Origin of the sequence: Brevibacterium sp. XM4083 (assembly GCF_006489205.2) — a bacterium.
GTDB lineage: Bacteria > Actinomycetota > Actinomycetes > Actinomycetales > Brevibacteriaceae > Brevibacterium.
The window spans coordinates 1-15,410 of the sequence record NZ_VFYR02000004.1; the positions used below are offsets into that span (position 1 = coordinate 1).

The 15,410-nt window shown below is 67.8% G+C and carries 17 protein-coding genes; 12 read left to right on the forward strand and 5 right to left on the reverse strand.

The window, feature by feature from the left end:
• On the forward strand, positions 1-280 hold a 280-nt coding region (locus FJ887_RS12405; RefSeq protein WP_250786239.1), incomplete at its 5' end, for a hypothetical protein.
• Positions 281-423: 143 nt separating this feature from the next.
• On the opposite strand, the gene FJ887_RS12410 is transcribed toward FJ887_RS12405, so the two are convergent.
• Entirely contained in the window at positions 424-1,116 is a 693-nt protein-coding gene (locus FJ887_RS12410; RefSeq protein ID WP_137826617.1) for an SOS response-associated peptidase, read from the reverse strand.
• Between the two features lie 34 nt (positions 1,117-1,150).
• On the opposite strand from FJ887_RS12410, the gene FJ887_RS12415 reads away from it, so the two are divergent.
• From FJ887_RS12415 to FJ887_RS12435, 5 genes are all read left to right on the forward strand, one after another.
• Positions 1,151-1,666: a MarR family winged helix-turn-helix transcriptional regulator gene (locus FJ887_RS12415; RefSeq protein WP_137826618.1), complete on the forward strand. Its 516-nt coding sequence runs from the start codon at positions 1,151-1,153 to the stop codon at positions 1,664-1,666.
• 251 nt (positions 1,667-1,917) lie between these two features.
• A complete protein-coding gene (locus FJ887_RS12420; RefSeq protein ID WP_137826619.1) occupies positions 1,918-3,084 on the forward strand; it encodes an acyl-CoA dehydrogenase family protein in 1,167 nt (388 codons plus the stop codon).
• Between the two features lies 1 nt (position 3,085).
• The gene (locus FJ887_RS12425) at positions 3,086-4,126 is read left to right on the forward strand and encodes an enoyl-CoA hydratase/isomerase family protein (protein ID WP_137826620.1); all 1,041 of its coding nucleotides are present in this window, start codon (positions 3,086-3,088) and stop codon (positions 4,124-4,126) included.
• Positions 4,123-4,899 carry an enoyl-CoA hydratase gene (locus tag FJ887_RS12430; RefSeq protein ID WP_137826621.1) on the forward strand — a complete coding sequence of 259 codons (777 nt, stop codon included), beginning with the start codon at positions 4,123-4,125 and terminating at the stop codon, positions 4,897-4,899. Before FJ887_RS12425 ends, FJ887_RS12430 begins: the two co-directional genes overlap by 4 nt.
• 128 nt (positions 4,900-5,027) lie before the next feature.
• Entirely contained in the window at positions 5,028-6,032 is a 1,005-nt protein-coding gene (locus tag FJ887_RS12435; RefSeq protein ID WP_249356886.1) for an NAD(P)H-dependent flavin oxidoreductase, read from the forward strand.
• 123 nt (positions 6,033-6,155) lie between these two features.
• On the opposite strand, the gene FJ887_RS12440 is transcribed toward FJ887_RS12435, so the two are convergent.
• Positions 6,156-7,205, reverse strand: coding sequence for an App1 family protein phosphatidate phosphatase (locus FJ887_RS12440; protein ID WP_137826622.1), 1,050 nt, complete (start codon positions 7,203-7,205; stop codon positions 6,156-6,158).
• A gap of 64 nt (positions 7,206-7,269) precedes the next feature.
• Positions 7,270-8,268 carry a tryptophan--tRNA ligase gene (gene trpS, locus FJ887_RS12445; protein WP_137826623.1) on the reverse strand — a complete coding sequence of 333 codons (999 nt, stop codon included), beginning with the start codon at positions 8,266-8,268 and terminating at the stop codon, positions 7,270-7,272.
• A gap of 253 nt (positions 8,269-8,521) precedes the next feature.
• Between trpS and FJ887_RS12450 the strand changes: the two genes are divergently transcribed.
• From FJ887_RS12450 to FJ887_RS12465, 4 genes are all read left to right on the forward strand, one after another.
• Positions 8,522-10,741, forward strand: a complete 2,220-nt coding sequence (locus tag FJ887_RS12450; RefSeq protein WP_137826637.1) for a carbon starvation CstA family protein — start codon at positions 8,522-8,524, stop codon at positions 10,739-10,741.
• Positions 10,738-10,974 carry a CstA-like transporter-associated (seleno)protein gene (locus FJ887_RS12455; RefSeq protein ID WP_137826624.1) on the forward strand — a complete coding sequence of 79 codons (237 nt, stop codon included), beginning with the start codon at positions 10,738-10,740 and terminating at the stop codon, positions 10,972-10,974. Before FJ887_RS12450 ends, FJ887_RS12455 begins: the two co-directional genes overlap by 4 nt.
• A 120-nt stretch (positions 10,975-11,094) precedes the next feature.
• Positions 11,095-11,646 (forward strand): DMT family transporter, encoded by a 552-nt coding sequence (locus tag FJ887_RS18560; protein ID WP_349290529.1) that lies wholly within the window; start codon positions 11,095-11,097, stop codon positions 11,644-11,646.
• The gene (locus FJ887_RS12465; RefSeq protein WP_137826625.1) at positions 11,643-11,972 is read left to right on the forward strand and encodes a DMT family transporter; all 330 of its coding nucleotides are present in this window, start codon (positions 11,643-11,645) and stop codon (positions 11,970-11,972) included. Before FJ887_RS18560 ends, FJ887_RS12465 begins: the two co-directional genes overlap by 4 nt.
• Positions 11,973-12,072: 100 nt before the next feature.
• On the opposite strand, the gene FJ887_RS12470 is transcribed toward FJ887_RS12465, so the two are convergent.
• Positions 12,073-12,885: an exodeoxyribonuclease III gene (locus FJ887_RS12470; protein ID WP_171007101.1), complete on the reverse strand. Its 813-nt coding sequence runs from the start codon at positions 12,883-12,885 to the stop codon at positions 12,073-12,075.
• 86 nt (positions 12,886-12,971) lie between these two features.
• On the opposite strand from FJ887_RS12470, the gene FJ887_RS12475 reads away from it, so the two are divergent.
• Positions 12,972-13,460: a GNAT family N-acetyltransferase gene (locus FJ887_RS12475; RefSeq protein ID WP_137826626.1), complete on the forward strand. Its 489-nt coding sequence runs from the start codon at positions 12,972-12,974 to the stop codon at positions 13,458-13,460.
• A gap of 132 nt (positions 13,461-13,592) precedes the next feature.
• Here FJ887_RS12475 and FJ887_RS12480 read toward each other — a convergent pair whose 3' ends face one another.
• Positions 13,593-14,234, reverse strand: a complete 642-nt coding sequence (locus FJ887_RS12480) for a LysE family transporter (protein WP_181365661.1) — start codon at positions 14,232-14,234, stop codon at positions 13,593-13,595.
• Positions 14,235-14,306: 72 nt separating this feature from the next.
• On the opposite strand from FJ887_RS12480, the gene FJ887_RS12485 reads away from it, so the two are divergent.
• Complete coding sequence (locus FJ887_RS12485; protein WP_137826628.1) at positions 14,307-15,257, forward strand: LysR substrate-binding domain-containing protein; 951 nt, start codon at positions 14,307-14,309, stop codon at positions 15,255-15,257.
• The last annotated feature ends 153 nt before the right edge of the window (positions 15,258-15,410 follow it).

Sequence of the window (15,410 nt, forward strand, 5' to 3'; positions counted from 1 at the left end):
CACCACAACCCAGGCAATGGGTCATGGTGTGGTTGTCTTACCAGAAAAAATTTTCTGGCATCACATTGTTCAAACAAACACGCTATTGGATTCTCAAACCACAAACACACACCCAACCATCACACGAACCATCATCCGCGTGATCAACCGGGGGCATCCACAGGATTTGTACTCTTCGCCTTGCGGCCCGCCGTACCAGCGGATCTCTACTCTACAGTGTCTCTTCGATGTCCGCAACCCGGAGTTCACCTCCGCGTCACCTGGATCGAAATCCATCTGAAGCGTTCGCTGTGGCCCATCGGGCCGGCAGCTCGATTTACTCTACACCACCCGGATCGGCACCCACAAGGGGCAGAACGCCCTTCGGAGGGTGATCTCGCTCACCGCGTCGCCCAGCGCGCGAACACCAGCAGCCCAACGCCCTCAGGCAACAGGTTCGATGAGTGCCGGAGAGTCGTTGCGGACGTTGCCGACGGCCTTGCCGACCCGATGCCTGGTCACGCTGGCGGGATCAACCTGGGCGAGCGTGGCCGCCAGCAGGTCGGGGACCTCGCCGCTCGGCAGCGCCGGATTCATCCAATCGTCGATGTGCTCACGGCCGAGGAACACCGGCATCCTGTCGTGGACGTCACTGAGATGACCGGCCGACGCCATCGTGAGGATCGACGTCGACACGAGCCAGGTGTCGTCGGGCTGCTTCCAGAACTCGAAGAGCCCCGCCATGAAGAGCGGGCCCGGACCGGCCGCCGACATCATCCACGGCTGCTTGCCGTCCTCGGTGACCTCCCACTCGTAGTAGCCCGGGATGGGAAGGGCGCACCGCCGGCGTTTGATCGCCTGCCGGAACATCGGCTTCTCGAGCACCGTCTCCGAACGCGCATTGAAGGCCTTGAACCCGATCGCCCGGTCCTTCGCCCAACTGGGCACGAGTCCCCACGATGCCGCTTCGAGACGGCGAGTGAGCTGTCCTTCGTCGTCGAGGCGCTCGACGACGATGGGGATGTCGGCACCCGGGGGAACGTTGTACCGCGGGGTGTAGTCGTAGGAGACGACGTCGAGGCGGAGCTCGTCGGCGAGGTCCGCCGGGTCAGATGACAGGTTGAGTCGACCGCACATGCGCCAATCCTCTCACTTCACTACACTGTCGACAATGGCGCCGGAGAAGAGCACAGCGGTACGGTTCGATCCCATCGAGGAGTCACGGAAGCAGTGGCTCGCACACGGCTGGGATGAGGCCGCCGACGGCATGAACACCGTCATCTCCGTGATGCGCGTCCACCAGCTCTTCCTCGCGATGGTCGACGCCGCGCTCAAGCCCTTCTCCCTGACGTTCTCGCGCTACGAGGTGCTCACTCTGCTCTCGTTCACGAAGTCCGGCACCCTGCCGATGTCGAAGATCTCCGCCCGCCTCCAGGTCCACGCGACGTCGACGACGAACTCCGTCGATCGCCTCGAGAAAGCCGGCCTCGTCCGTCGTCGCAGCCATCCCGACGACCGCCGGACCACACTCGTCGACCTCACCGAGGCCGGTCGCGAGCTCGCCGCCCGCGCCACCTCGGCGCTCAATGACGAGGTCTTCACGTCCCCGGCCGTCTCCGGCACCGGCGGAAGCGCGCTCCTCCCCCACCTCGAGGCGCTGCGGGTGCGCCTCGAGGACCCCTCCTGACGCGACCGCCGGGCCCCTGAGTCCACCGGGCTCCATGACCCTCCGGGACTCCCCCACCGCTCTCCCGGGACCCCCTGCCGCAATTCCGGGACTCCGCCGGCTCACCATCACGGGAGAGCAGCCTCGGTGCATTTAGTTGGACGTCCTAGTAAATTCTCCGTATCCTGATGACAATGCCGTGCCCGTGATCGCGGTCACGCCGCCCACCTCGCTCGAGCGCACCAGCGCCCACCCGTCATCCTGGAGGAACCATGTCCCGCAGCACTGTGACTGCCCTGCCGTTCGGCCTCACCGAGGAGCAGCAGACGATCTCTGCCATGGTCCGCGACTTCGCCGACACGGAGATCGCGCCCTACGCCCTCGACTGGGACGCCGACCATCATTTCCCCGTCGACGTCATCAGGAAGTCGGCAGAACTCGGCATGGGCGGCATCTACGTCCGTGAGGAGTCCGGGGGCACCGGGATGGGCCGGATGGATGCGGCCCTGATCTTCGAGGCGATGTCGACCGGCTGCCCGTCGGTGGCCGCCTACATCTCGATCCACAACATGGTCGCGTGGATGATCGACAAGTACGGCAACGAGGAGCAGAAGGAGAAGTACCTCCTGCCGCTCGTCTCGATGGAGCACCTAGGCAGCTACTGCCTCACCGAACCCAACGCCGGATCCGATGCCGGCGCCCTGCGCACCTCGGCGCGCGAGGACGGAGACCACTTCGTCCTCAACGGCGTCAAGCAGTTCATCTCCGGAGCCGGGTCGACCGACACCTACCTCGTCATGGCCCGCACCGGCCAGGACGGCGCCCGCGGGATCTCCGCGTTCATCCTCGAGAAGGGGATGGAGGGCCTGAGCTTCGGCGCCAACGAGCAGAAGATGGGCTGGCGCGCCCAGCCGACCCGCCAGGTCATCATGGAGAACGTCCGGGTGCCGAAGGAGAACATGCTCGGCGACCTCGGCCAGGGCTTCAAGATCGCGATGTCCGGACTCGACGGCGGCCGCCTCAACATCGGGGCATGCTCGCTCGGCGGTGGGCAGTCCGCCCTCGAGAAGGCCATCGACTACATGGGCGAGCGCCAGGCTTTCGGCACCGAGCTCACCGGCTTCCAGGCGCTGCGCTTCGAGGTCGCGGAGATGCAGACGAAGCTCGAGGCCGCGCGCGCCCTCCTGTGGCGGGCCGCGAACGCCTACGACGCGGGCGACCCGAACACGTCCCTGCTCTCGGCGATGGCGAAGCTCACCGCCACCGACACCGGCTTCGACGTCGCCAACCGGGCCCTCCAGCTCCACGGCGGCTACGGGTATCTGACAGAGTATGGGATTGAGAAGCTGGTTCGTGACCTGCGCGTCCACCAGATTCTGGAAGGCACCAACGAAATCATGCGCGTGATCATCTCGCGCAAGAGCACAGGAGTGGGCTGATATGACGACAGAGAATCCGAGCATCATCGCCACAGCGTCCGGCGGCCTCGGACGGATCGAACTCAACCGACCGAAGCTGATCAACGCGCTCAGCCTCGACATGGTCGCCGGCATCGATGACGCCCTCCGCAGCTGGTACGACGACGACTCCGTGACCACCGTGCTCGTCACCGGCCGCGGCGAGCGCGGTCTGTGCGCCGGCGGGGACATCAAAGCCGTCTACACCGACATCGTCGAGGGCACGGGCGAGAACGCGAAGTTCTGGAACCGCGAGTACCGGATGAACGCCGCGATCGCCGAGTACCCGAAGCCCTACGTCGTCATCATGAACGGCATCACGATGGGCGGCGGCGTCGGGATTTCCGGGCACGGCTCCGAGCGCATCGTCACGGATTCCACGAAGGTCGGGATGCCCGAGACCGGCATCGGCCTCTTCCCCGACGTCGGCGGCACCTATCTGCTCGCGCGCGCTCCCGGTGAGCTCGGCACGCACCTGGCGCTGACCGGCACCGCGGTGGGCCCGGGCGCGGCGCTGGCCCTCGACCTCGCCGATCACTACGTCCCCGAAGCCGACCTCCCCACCCTCATCGCCGACCTCGAAGCCGGGGAGGACGTCGAGACCGTCGTCTCCCGCTATGCCGCGCAGGCCCCGGCCGATGACCTCGCCGAGGCGGCCGCCTGGATCGACGAGTGCTACACCGGCGATGACATCGAGGAGATCCTCGCCCGCCTCGAGGCCCATCCGAACCCCGAGGCGAACGCGGCTGCCGCCCTCATCCGGACGAAGGCCCCCACCTCGGTGAAGGTGACCCTGGCCGCCCTGCGGCGGGCCGCGGACATGACACTCGCCGAGGTGCTCGAACAGGACTACCGCATCGCCGTCGAGATGACGCGCCGACCCGATCTGCGCGAGGGCATCCGCGCGCAGGTCATCGACAAGGACCGCAGCCCCCAGTGGTCGCCGGCCTCCCTCAGCGAGGTCGACGACGCCACCGTGACCGCCATCCTCACCACCGAGCAGACAGACAAGGTGTTCTCATGAGCGACTACGCAACCATCCTCACCTCCGTCGACGACGGAGTCGCCACGATCACGATCAACCGGCCCAAGGCGCTCAACGCGCTCAACCTCCAGGTCCTCACCGACATCACCGATGCGGCGACCGCGTTCGACGCCGATGACGCGGTGCGCGCGATCATCATCACCGGCAGCGAGAAGGCGTTCGCGGCCGGCGCGGACATCAAGGAGATGTCGGAACTCGACTTCGCCACCGCCTACCGGGCCGACTGGTTCTCCGGCTGGGAGCGCCTGACGAACGTCCGCAAGCCGATCATCACCGCCGTCAGCGGCTACGCCCTCGGCGGAGGCTGCGAGGTCGCGATGATGGGCGACATCCTCATCGCCGCGACGACGGCGAAGTTCGGTCAGCCCGAGATCAACCTCGGTGTGCTCCCCGGCATGGGCGGGTCCCAGCGTCTGACCCGGGCCGTCGGCAAGGCGAAGGCGATGGACATGTGCCTGACCGGGCGGATGATGGACGCCGAGGAGGCTGAGCGCTCGGGCCTCGTCGCCCGCGTCGTCGCCCCCGAGGAGCTCCTGTCGACGGCGAACGAGATCGCCCGCACGATCGCCGGGAAGTCCCTCATCGCCTCGGCGATGGTCAAGGAGGCGATCAACGTCGCATTCGACACGACGCTCGAGCAGGGCCTGCGCTACGAACGCCGCCTCTTCCACTCGGTGCTCGCGACGAACGACCAGACCGAGGGCATGGCCGCCTTCGTCGAGAAGCGGGATCCGCACTTCACCGACTCCTGACGGACGCCGATCGCGAGGCGGGGGCGCAGCCGAATCATCGGCCGCGCCCCCGCTTTCTGCTCCCTGCGCACCGGTTTTTAACACTCGTTCAGTTAGAGTGGTGCTGTTCGCTCATCCAAGGAGGCATCGTGAACCCCATTGACTCTCTCGACCTGAGGCTGCGCCTCCCGGTCTTCGGCTCCCCGATGTTCATCGCATCGGGCCCCGAACTCGTCACCGCCCAGTGCCAGGCCGGCATCGTCGGGGCGTTCCCCACCCTCAACGCGCGGCCGGCATCGCTGCTGGCCGACTGGTTCGACGAGATCACCGAGTCGAACGCGAACTACACCGCAGCCCACCCGGAGTCCCCCGCCGCCCCGTTCGCGGCCAACCTCATCGTCCACCGGTCGAACAATCGCCTCGAGGCCGACCTCGCCGAGGTGGTCAGGCACAAGGTGCCCATCGTCATCACCTCGCTCGGTGCCAGGGAAGAGGTCAATGAGGCCGTCCACTCGTACGGCGGCGTCGTCCTCCACGACATCATCAACAACCGCTTCGCCCACAAGGCCGTCGAGAAGGGTGCCGACGGCGTCATCGCCGTGGCCGCCGGGGCCGGCGGGCACGCGGGCGCGCTCTCTCCGTTCGCTCTCGTCCAGGAGATCCGCAGCTGGTTCGACGGGCCGCTGCTGCTCTCCGGGGCGATCGCCCACGGCCGGTCAATCCTCGCGGCGCTGGCCGCCGGCGCGGACTACGCCTACATCGGCTCGGCGTTCCTCTCGACCCCCGAGGCCAACGTCGTCGACGCGTACCGGCAGATGATCGTCGAGTCCGCCGCCGACGACGTCGTCTACTCGAACTACTTCACCGGGGTCAAGGGCAACTACCTGCGCGGCTCGATCGTCGCCGCCGGCTTCGACCCCGACGACCTGCCCGAGGCCGACCCCTCGAAGATGGACTTCGGCACCGACCCGAACTCCGACGCGAAGGCGTGGAAGGACATCTGGGGGTCGGGCCAGGGCATCGGCGCGCTCGGGCTGCAGCGCACCACCGCCGAGCTCGTCGACCGCCTCGTCGCCGAGTTCCGTGACGCCGAGGACGAGCTGCGGACGCGACTGGCCCGCACCGCTCCCGCTGCGGCCCCCGGCACCGTCTGAGTCCGCGCCGTCGCCGAGACGGACACGTCGCGCCGAGACCGCCGCTCACAAGTGGCGGTCTCGGCGCGACGTGTCCGTCTCGAGCCCTGCCCGTGACCCCGGTGGAGTCCCGGGGCACCGGAGTCAGATCGTTGAGATGATGCCGCGCTCGGTGAGCCGGGAGGCCAGGCCCGCGCCGTCGGGCGCGTAGATCCACGGCACGCCCTGACCGCGGCCGTGGCGCTTCGAGCGACCACCGGCCCACACGGCCTCACCGACGGTGAGCTGCCGGATCGCGACGGCGGCGACGTTGTTCGGGTGGTTCTCGACGAACTCGCCGTAGAGCTCCTCGTCGTTCTGCCCGTCATCGCCGATGAGCAGCCACTTCATCCACGGGAAGTCCCGGGCCAGCCGCTCGAGGGTGTTGCGCTTGTGCTCCTTGCCCGAGCGGAAGACGCGGGTCGTCGTCGGCCCCCAGTCGGTGAGCAGCAGCGGCCCGATCGGGTAGAGGTTGCGGGAGAGGAACCGCTTGAGCGTGATCGCCGAGTTCCACGCTCCCGTCGAGAGGTAGATGATCGGGGTGTTCGGCCGCATGTACGTGATCCGGTCGTAGAGCACGGACATGCCCGCCACCGGCGAGCGCGCGTGCTCGCTGAGGACGAAGGTGTTCCACGCGGCGAGGAAGGGGCGCGGCAGCGAGGTCACCATGACCGTGTCGTCGATGTCGGAGATGATGCCGAACGTCGAATCCTCGCCGATGATGCGCACCGCGGCCGAGTCGACGAGCGACCCGTCGGTCCACAGTTCGATCTCCGTCTCCCCCGGGGTGAAGTCGCCGGGGATGACGGTGTCGATGATCCCGCCCCGGTCCGAGGTGACCATGTGCTCCTCGTCGTTGATCCGCACCCACGCCGTGTCGTTGGGCAGCGGGACGCTGACGAACGAGCGCCAGCCGCGGACGCTGGCCTGCGCATCGGCCGAGGGGTGGCCGTCGGGGGTGAGCACGAGGCGGCCGAGGACCCGCACCCAGTCGGTGCCGCCGTACGTGTCGTAGGCGAGCACCGTCCGCTGGTAGCTGTGGTTGGTCGCCCGCGATTGGATCCATCCGTTGAAGCGGTCCTCGAGCCGGGCTGCGGTGTGCAGCATGTCCGGAGTCAGGTTGAGCGGTCCCTCTGCGGTCTTCTTCTTGGCCACGGCGGCTCCTCCACGCGCTCGGCGGGTACGTTGGGATGGTCGTCGGGGTGTCCCGACGGCTGGTTCAGATGAAACCGACCTTGTCATAAACCTCGCGCAGTGTCACCTCGGCGATGGCGTTCGCCTTCTCCGCCCCGGCGTCGAGGATCCGCTGCAGCTGGGCACGGTCCTCAAGGAGCTCGAGCGTGCGCTCCCGCACCGGCGTCAGGGCCTCGACGGCCACCTCGGCGAGATCGACCTTGAGGTGACCGTACATCTTCCCCGCGTAGTCGGCGACGATGTCGTCGACGGGCCGGTTCGTCAGCGACGAGTAGATCGTCAGGAGATTCGAGACCCCGGGCTTGGCCGTCGGATCGAACCGGATCTCCGTCTCGTCGTCGGTGACGGCGGACTTGATCTTCTTCGTCAGGGCCTTCGGCTCGTCGAGGAGGTCGATGCGGCCGAGCGGGCTCGGCAGGGACTTCGACATCTTCGCGTCCGGGTTCTGGAGGTCGTAGATCTTCGCGGTGGCCTTGAGGATCTGCGCCTCGGGCACGACGAAGGTCTCACCGAACCGGTGGTTGAACCGCTCGGCGAGGTTGCGGGTGAGTTCGAGGTGCTGGCGCTGGTCCTCCCCGACGGGCACCATCTGCGGGTTGTAGAGGAGGATGTCGGCGGCCATGAGGGCCGGATACGTCAGCAGCCCGAGGGACACGTGGCCCTGCTTCGCCGATTTGTCCTTGAACTGGGTCATCCGCGTCGCCTCGCCCATCGAGGTCGTGCACTCGAGCACCCAGCTCAGACGCGGGTGGGCGGGAACCTGCGACTGGACGAAGATCGTCGAGGCCTCCGGATCGATGCCGGCGGCGATGAACTGCGCGGCTGTGCGCAGGGTCCGCTCCCTGAGCTCGACGGGGTCCTGTTCGACGGTGATCGCGTGCATGTTGGCGATGAAGTAGAACGCGTCATGGGACTGCTGATGGGTGACGAACTGCTGCAGGGCCCCGATGTAGTTGCCGAGATGGAGGGAATCGGAGGTCGCTTGGATTCCGGACACGGTACGGGGCAGTGAAGTCGTCGTCATGGCTCCATTTTGCCACCTCGGCGCCCCGCCTCCCACGCCGCTGTCCGACACCGGCCGATGCCGGTGTCCACCGCGTGACTCGCAGCACACCGCGGCGAGTATGATGTCACCCAGAACACATGATTCGCCAAGGCTCTTCACATGTTGAGGCTGGTGGGACGGGGTGCCGCACGACAAGGACCCCGACCGGCCGGCGCTGTCGCAGGGAGTGCCGGGCGGATCGTGGACGACCCAGCTCAATGAGGAGGACCGCGTGTCGGTTGAATACGTCAAGACCGAAGAGGGGCTGCCCCCGGTCGGTGTGGTGGAGAAGCCCCGGTGGACGCCGGGCAAGATCGTGCTCTGGGTGGCCATCGCCCTCATCGCCGGTGCGGGATGGACGATGGTCGCCTTCGTCCGCGGGGAGAACCTCTCGGCGAGCTGGTTCGTCGCCGCCGCCGTCGGCAGCTACCTCATCGGTTTCCGCTTCTACGCGAAGTTCATCGAGTGGAAGATCTGCCGTCCCGACCCGCGGCGGGCGACTCCGGCGGAGATCAACGACAACGGCCGTGACTTCGCGCCGACGGACCGTCGCGTCCTCTTCGGCCACCACTTCGCCGCGATCTCCGGTGCCGGACCGCTCGTCGGCCCGATCCTCGCCGCGCAGATGGGCTACCTGCCGGGCACCCTGTGGATCATCGTCGGCGTCATCCTCGCCGGCGGCGTCCAGGACTACATGGTCCTGTACTTCTCGGTGCGCCGCAACGGCCGCTCGCTCGGGCAGATGACCCGTGACGAACTCGGCAGGACCGGCGGTGTCATCGCCTCGATCGGCATCATCCTCATCATGGTCATCCTCATCGCGGTCCTCGGCGTCGTCATCATCAACGCCCTCGCCGAGAGCCCCTGGGGCGTCTTCTCGATCGCGATGACCATTCCCATCGCCGTGTTCATGGGCGTCTACATGCGCTACCTGCGTCCGGGCAAGGTCATCGAGACCTCGGTCATCGGCGTCGTCCTCCTGCTCGCGGCGATCATCGCCGGCGGCTGGGTCAACAGCTCCCCCGTCTGGTCGGAGGTCTTCACCCTCGACAAGGTGACGCTCGCATGGTGCCTGATGATCTACGGCTTCCTCGCCGCCGTCCTGCCCGTGTGGGTGCTCCTCGCCCCGCGCGACTACCTCTCGACGTTCATGAAGATCGGCACGATCGTGCTGCTCGCCGTCGGCATCCTCATCGTCAACCCGACCGTGCAGATGCCCGCGTTCACCGAGTTCGCGTTCAACTCCGCCGGTCCCGCCTTCGCCGGCGCGCTCTTCCCGTTCCTCTTCATCACGATCGCGTGCGGTGCGCTCTCGGGCTTCCACGCGCTCATCGCCTCGGGCACGACCCCGAAGCTCATCGAGAAGGAATCCCAGGCCCGACTCATCGGCTACGGCGGCATGCTCATGGAGTCCTTCGTCGCGATCATGGCGCTCGTCGCCGCGATCTGCCTCGACAAGGGCCTCTACTTCGCGATGAACGCCGCCGAACCGCTGACCGGCGGCACCGCCCAGGGCGCCGCGGACTTCATCAACAACTCCCTCGGCATGTCGGGGGTCGAGACGACGCCGCAGTTCCTCGAACAGGCCGCTCGCGACGTCGGTGAGGAGAGCATCGTCTCCCGCACCGGCGGCGCACCGACCCTCGCCATGGGCATGGCGCAGATCCTCCACAGCGTCTTCGGCGGACCGGCCTGGATGTCGTTCTGGTACCACTTCGCCGTGATGTTCGAGGCGCTCTTCATCCTCACGACGATCGATGCCGGCACCCGTGTCGCCCGCTTCATGCTCAGCGACGCCCTCGGCAACTTCTCCAAGCGGTTCCGCGATCCCTCGTGGACTCCGGGCGCGTGGCTGACGACGGCGATCATGGTCGGCGCGTGGGGATCGATCCTGCTCATGGGGGTGACCGATCCGCTCGGCGGCATCAACACCCTCTTCCCGCTCTTCGGCATCTCGAATCAGCTGCTCGCCGCGATCGCCCTCGCCGTGATCTTCGCGATCGTGTGCAAGATGGGGCTCGCGCGCTACGCGTGGATCCCCGGCATCCCGCTGGCATGGGACCTCATCGTGACGATGACGGCGTCGTGGCAGAAGATCTTCTCCGCCGACCCCAAGCTCGGCTACTGGGCCCAGCATTTCGCGTACCGCGATGCGCTGGCCGCGGGAGAGACCTCGCTCGGGGCCACCCAGGGGGTCGAGGCGATGAGCGCGGTCGTGCGCAACACCTTCGTTCAGGGCACGCTGTCGATCATCTTCGCCCTCCTCGTCGCCATGGTCGTCGTCATGGCGCTGTGGAAGTCGATCGAAGCCATCCGCAAGGGCTCCCTGCCGACGACGGAGGAGCCGTTCACCGAGACGAAGCTCTTCGCCCCCGCCGGCCTCATCGCCCGCCGGTCCGAACGCGAGGTCCAGGCCCAGTGGGACGAACGGTCGGGCAGGAGTCGACCATGACCGAGACACCGCTGCTGACCCGAGTCGCAAGGAATCCGTGGGGGTCCCTGCGCCGCGGCGGGGCCTGGCTGCTCTGGTACCTCAAAGAGATCATGGGTGAGAACGCCTACCTCCACTACCTCGAGTCCTATGAGCGCCGCCACGGCACCCGTGAGGGCGCGATGGGAGAGCGGGAGTTCTGGCGCGACCACACCGATGAACAGGACCGCAACCCGAAGGCGCGCTGCTGCTGAGACTGCCGATGCCCAGGGTGTGAACCGTCCAGACGGTCCACACCCTGGGCATCGGCGGTCTCACGTCGATAGACGGTCTTCCCCGCTGATGTGGTCATCGGGGAGGATGGACGGGTGCGAATGTGGGTGTTTCTGGCAGGAGCGATCCTCGCCGAGGTGACGGGGACGCTGTCGATGAAGGCGGCGATCGACCATCCGGCCCTCTACATCCTCATGGCCCTCGGGTATGCCGCCGCGTTCGTCTTCCTCAGCCTCACGCTGCGGTCGGGAATGCCGCTCGGCATCGCCTACGGGATCTGGGGTGCCTCGGGAGTCGCGCTCACGGCCGCCGCCTCGGCGCTGCTCTTCGCCGAGCCGATCACCGTCGTCATGGCACTCGGCATCGTCGCCATCATGGCCGGGGTCATCCTCGTCGAAGTCGGCCACCGCGGGCAGGCCCGGCCGACCGTCGCCGCCACCGAAGCGGAGTACCCGCCGGCCGCCGCCACCGAGGCGGTGCACCCGGCAGTCGCCTCCGAGGCGGTGCACCCCGCCGAGGCAGAGCACCCCGCCGAGTCGCCTCAGCGGGAGGCGAAGCCGGAGGATCGCGGGGAAGCGGAGTCGCTCCGGTCGGGGCCGACATCGCAGGCTTGCCGGTCAGTCGATTCGCAGGCTCGTCAGGAGGAGTCATGATCCTCGGCTGGGCGCTCCTCATCGGCGCGATCCTCCTCGAGGTCGCGGCGACCATCTGCCTGCGCGTGGCCTCGGTGGGCGGCTCGAAATGGTGGTACGCGGGTGTGGCCGGCGGCTACATCGTCTCCTTCAGCCTTCTCAGCCTCACCCTGCGCACCGGCTTCCCCCTCGGCGTCGCCTACGGGATCTGGGCGGCCACCGGTGTCGCGCTGACCGCGATCGCCGGACGCGTGCTCTTCCAGGAGCGCCTGACGAGGCTCATGGTCGCCGGCATCGGCCTCATCATCGTCGGTGTCCTCCTCATCGAGGTCGGCTCCGCGCACTGATGTCAGCGGCGTCGGCCACGGCGGCTTCGATCCGCAGCCCCTGACTGTCGATCCGCGAAGCCGCCGCCGCGGCACTGCCTCGGCGCCGCGGCGGCTCACCTCACTGCGGGGCGGGCAGGTCGTAGTCGATGACGAGCGGGGCATGATCCGACCAGCGCTCAGCCCAGCTGTTCGCCCGGTCGACGGTCGCGACCGTCGCCGTTCCGGCCAGTCCCGGAGTGGCCATGTGATAGTCGATGCGCCACCCTGCGTCGTTGTCGAAGGCCTGCCCGCGCATCGACCACCACGTGTAGGGCCCGTCGATGTCACCGGCAAGCTGCCGGTGGACGTCGACGAAGCCGACATCGCCGAAGAACCCGTCGAAGTACGCGCGCTCCTCCGGCAGGAAGCCGGCCTTCTTCCGGTTCGCCTTCCAGTTCTTGAGATCCCGTTCGGTGTGGCAGACGTTGAGGTCACCGGTGACGAGCACGTGGTCGGCGGTCGCGGCGAGCTGCGGCATCCGCTCGGTCATCCGGTCGAGGAACCGGTACTTGTCGTCCTGCTTCGGGGTGCCTGCCTCACCGGAGTGGACGTAGGCGGAGACGAGGGTGAGCAGAGTGCCGTCGCCGAGGCGGTAGTCCGTCTCCAGCCACCGTCCGGCCCGATCGAAGTAGCCGTCGGACCCGATCCCCTCACGCGTCTCCACCGGGGCGGCCTTCGCCATGACGGCGACCCCGGCCCGGCCCTTCGCCTCGGCGTCGTGGCTGATCGTCGTGTACCCGCTCTCCTCGAGGACTCCGAGCGCGATGTCGTTGGCCGCGCGGACCTCCTGGAGGGTGATGAAGTCCGGAGCGGAGGCGTCGACCCAGGCGGGCATCCCCTTCCGCCAGGCTGCTCGGACTCCGTTGACGTTGACTGAGGCAATGCGAATCATGTGCTCTATGATGACAGAGCGAACTGCTCTTGCGCGCTCCGCGTTATAGGGTGGGAATTGAGAAACTGCCGACCTGAGGAGGCGCAATGGCCGAAGAGGAGACTTTCGACGCCGAGGAGCTGAGCATCAGCCCGCTCGACGAAGTCGACGCCAGAGAGATGCGGGAATTCCTGCTCAGCGCCCAAGAGAACTTCTGGGGAGATCGCGACCTGCGCGCCGATCACGACGCGTACTGGTTCCGTCAGTTCGTCGCCTCCGGGCTCGTCGCGCGCTACCGCAGTCAGATCGTCGGCTACCTCCTCGGAGTCATCCCGCAGGAGGGTCCCGGCTACATCCACCTCGTCGCCGCACACAAGGACTTCCGGCATCACGGCATCGGTCGTGAGCTCTACCAGCGGTTCATCGACCATTCCCGCAAACTGCGCGTCGACTCGGTGCAGGCGACGACGATGCCCGATTCGTCGGGAGCGATCTCCTTCCACTCCTCGATGGGCTTCAGCGGCGAACTCGTCGAGGACTACGCCGGCCCCGGCAATCCCCGCGTGTTCTTCGAACTCAAGCTCGACCAGGACTGAGTCTCCTCACCACATCGACGGCCCGGTCACCTGCAGCGAGGTGACCGGGCCGTCGTCGTTGCGCTCCCCGGAGCACGGGACAGCGGCGGCACCGGAACAAGTCACGGCACCGGGACAGTCCGGAGACGCGGGTCACAGTCCGCTGAGCATCCGGATCGCCAGTGCCGCGATGACGCTCGCGGAGACGATTCCCCCGACTCGGCGACCGGTCGGTGAGAGCAGCAGACGGCCGGCACCGCGACCGATGAGGACGAGGATGCAGTGCCAGGACGCCGAGGCGATGACGATGCCGGCCAGCAGGGCTGCGGAGTCCGCGGCACCGGCGGAGGCGAGCAGACCGCCCGAGAGCACCACGGAGACGAAGTAGAGCAGCGGCCAGGGGTTGAGTCCGGTGAGGGTGAAGAAGAGCAGCCCCTCACGCAGCGGTGAGCGCGGTTCGCCCCTCGCGGCCGCGCAGTCGTCGCTCGCGTCCGCATGGTCGTTCTCGCGCCGGAAGCCGTCGATGGCGATCCGCCCAGCGAGGAAGAGGAGGAGTCCCGCCCCGGCGACCGTCACCGGCACCTGCCACGGTGTGATGAGCCTGGCGGCCGCGGTCCCGCCGACCACCGCCGCGAGGGCGTAGAGGGCATCGGCAGCGACCGCTCCCGTCGCGGCGGCGAGACCGTGGCGCAGCGAGGACGTCGCCGTGCGCTGGATGAGGAGCACGGCCACCGCACCGACCGGGATCGCCAGTCCGAAGCCTGCCCAGAGTCCGTATCCGAAGGTTTCCCACATGCCTCCACCGTGCCCGGTGCGCATCGTGTGCGTCCATCGAATGTTTCGCGACGAACTGTACAGTGAATCACTATGATCGACCCGCGCCTGAAATCGCTCGCCGCCGTCCGTGACACCGGCACGGTCACCGCGGCCGCCGCGCTCCTCCACGTCACGCCGTCGACGATCTCCCAGCACCTGCGCGGACTCGCCCGCGTCGTCGGTGCCGATCTCGTCGAACCCGTCGGTCGCAACGTCAGGCTCACTCCCGCCGCCGAGGTCGTCCTCGCGCATGCGACGGCGCTCAACGCCGAGTGGGAGGCCACCCTCGCCGACCTCGCAGCCCTGCGCTCAGCCGGTCGCGCCCGGCTGCGGATCTCCGCCGTCGCCTCGGCGATCGTCGCCCTCGTCTGTCCCGCGGTGGCCCGGCTGCCGGAGATCGCGGTGGAGATCGGTGAGGACGCGGTGCGCGACCGGTTCCGCATGCTCGCCGAGTCCGAGACGGACATCGTCGTGACTCTGGAGGCCACGCTCCCGGACAGCGCTGCCGATTCGGCCGGCACGACGGCGACGACCGACGACGGCGGGCCGTGGGAGGTGCGCGAGCTGCTCACTGAGCCCCTCGACGTCATCGTCGAACCCGGGCACCCGCTCGCAGGCAACGAGCGGGTCGGACTCTCGGCTCTCGCTGCGGAGACGTGGATCGGCGCCGGTGACCTCAGAGACCAGAAGGCGCTCTTCCTCCGCCTCTGCGCCCAGGCCGGATTCACTCCTCACCTGCGACACGACGCTCTCGACTGGGGCGCGATCATCGCTCTCGTCGAATACGGGCACGGCATCGCCCTGCTCCCCCGCACGATCAGGATCGCCCCGGAGTCCGGGGTCCATCGTCTCGAGCTGGGCTGGCCGGACTCCCACACCGTTCCGCACCGGCGCCTGCGCGCCTACATCCGCGCCGGCAGCGCCTCCCATCCGACGATCGCCGCCGGACTCGAGGCGCTCACCGCGCAGGGACGGCGACTGGCGGACACCGGCACCGTGTGACCGGGTCTGCCTGACAGGCGCAGATGTGACCGGGCTTCCATGACCGGTCACCCGGCCTGGTGTGAATACGGAAACGGCCCGGGGCATCCGGGCCGTTTCCGGTCGTCAGTCGACGCTCGACGGTCGTCAGTCGACGCTCGACGCTCGACGGTC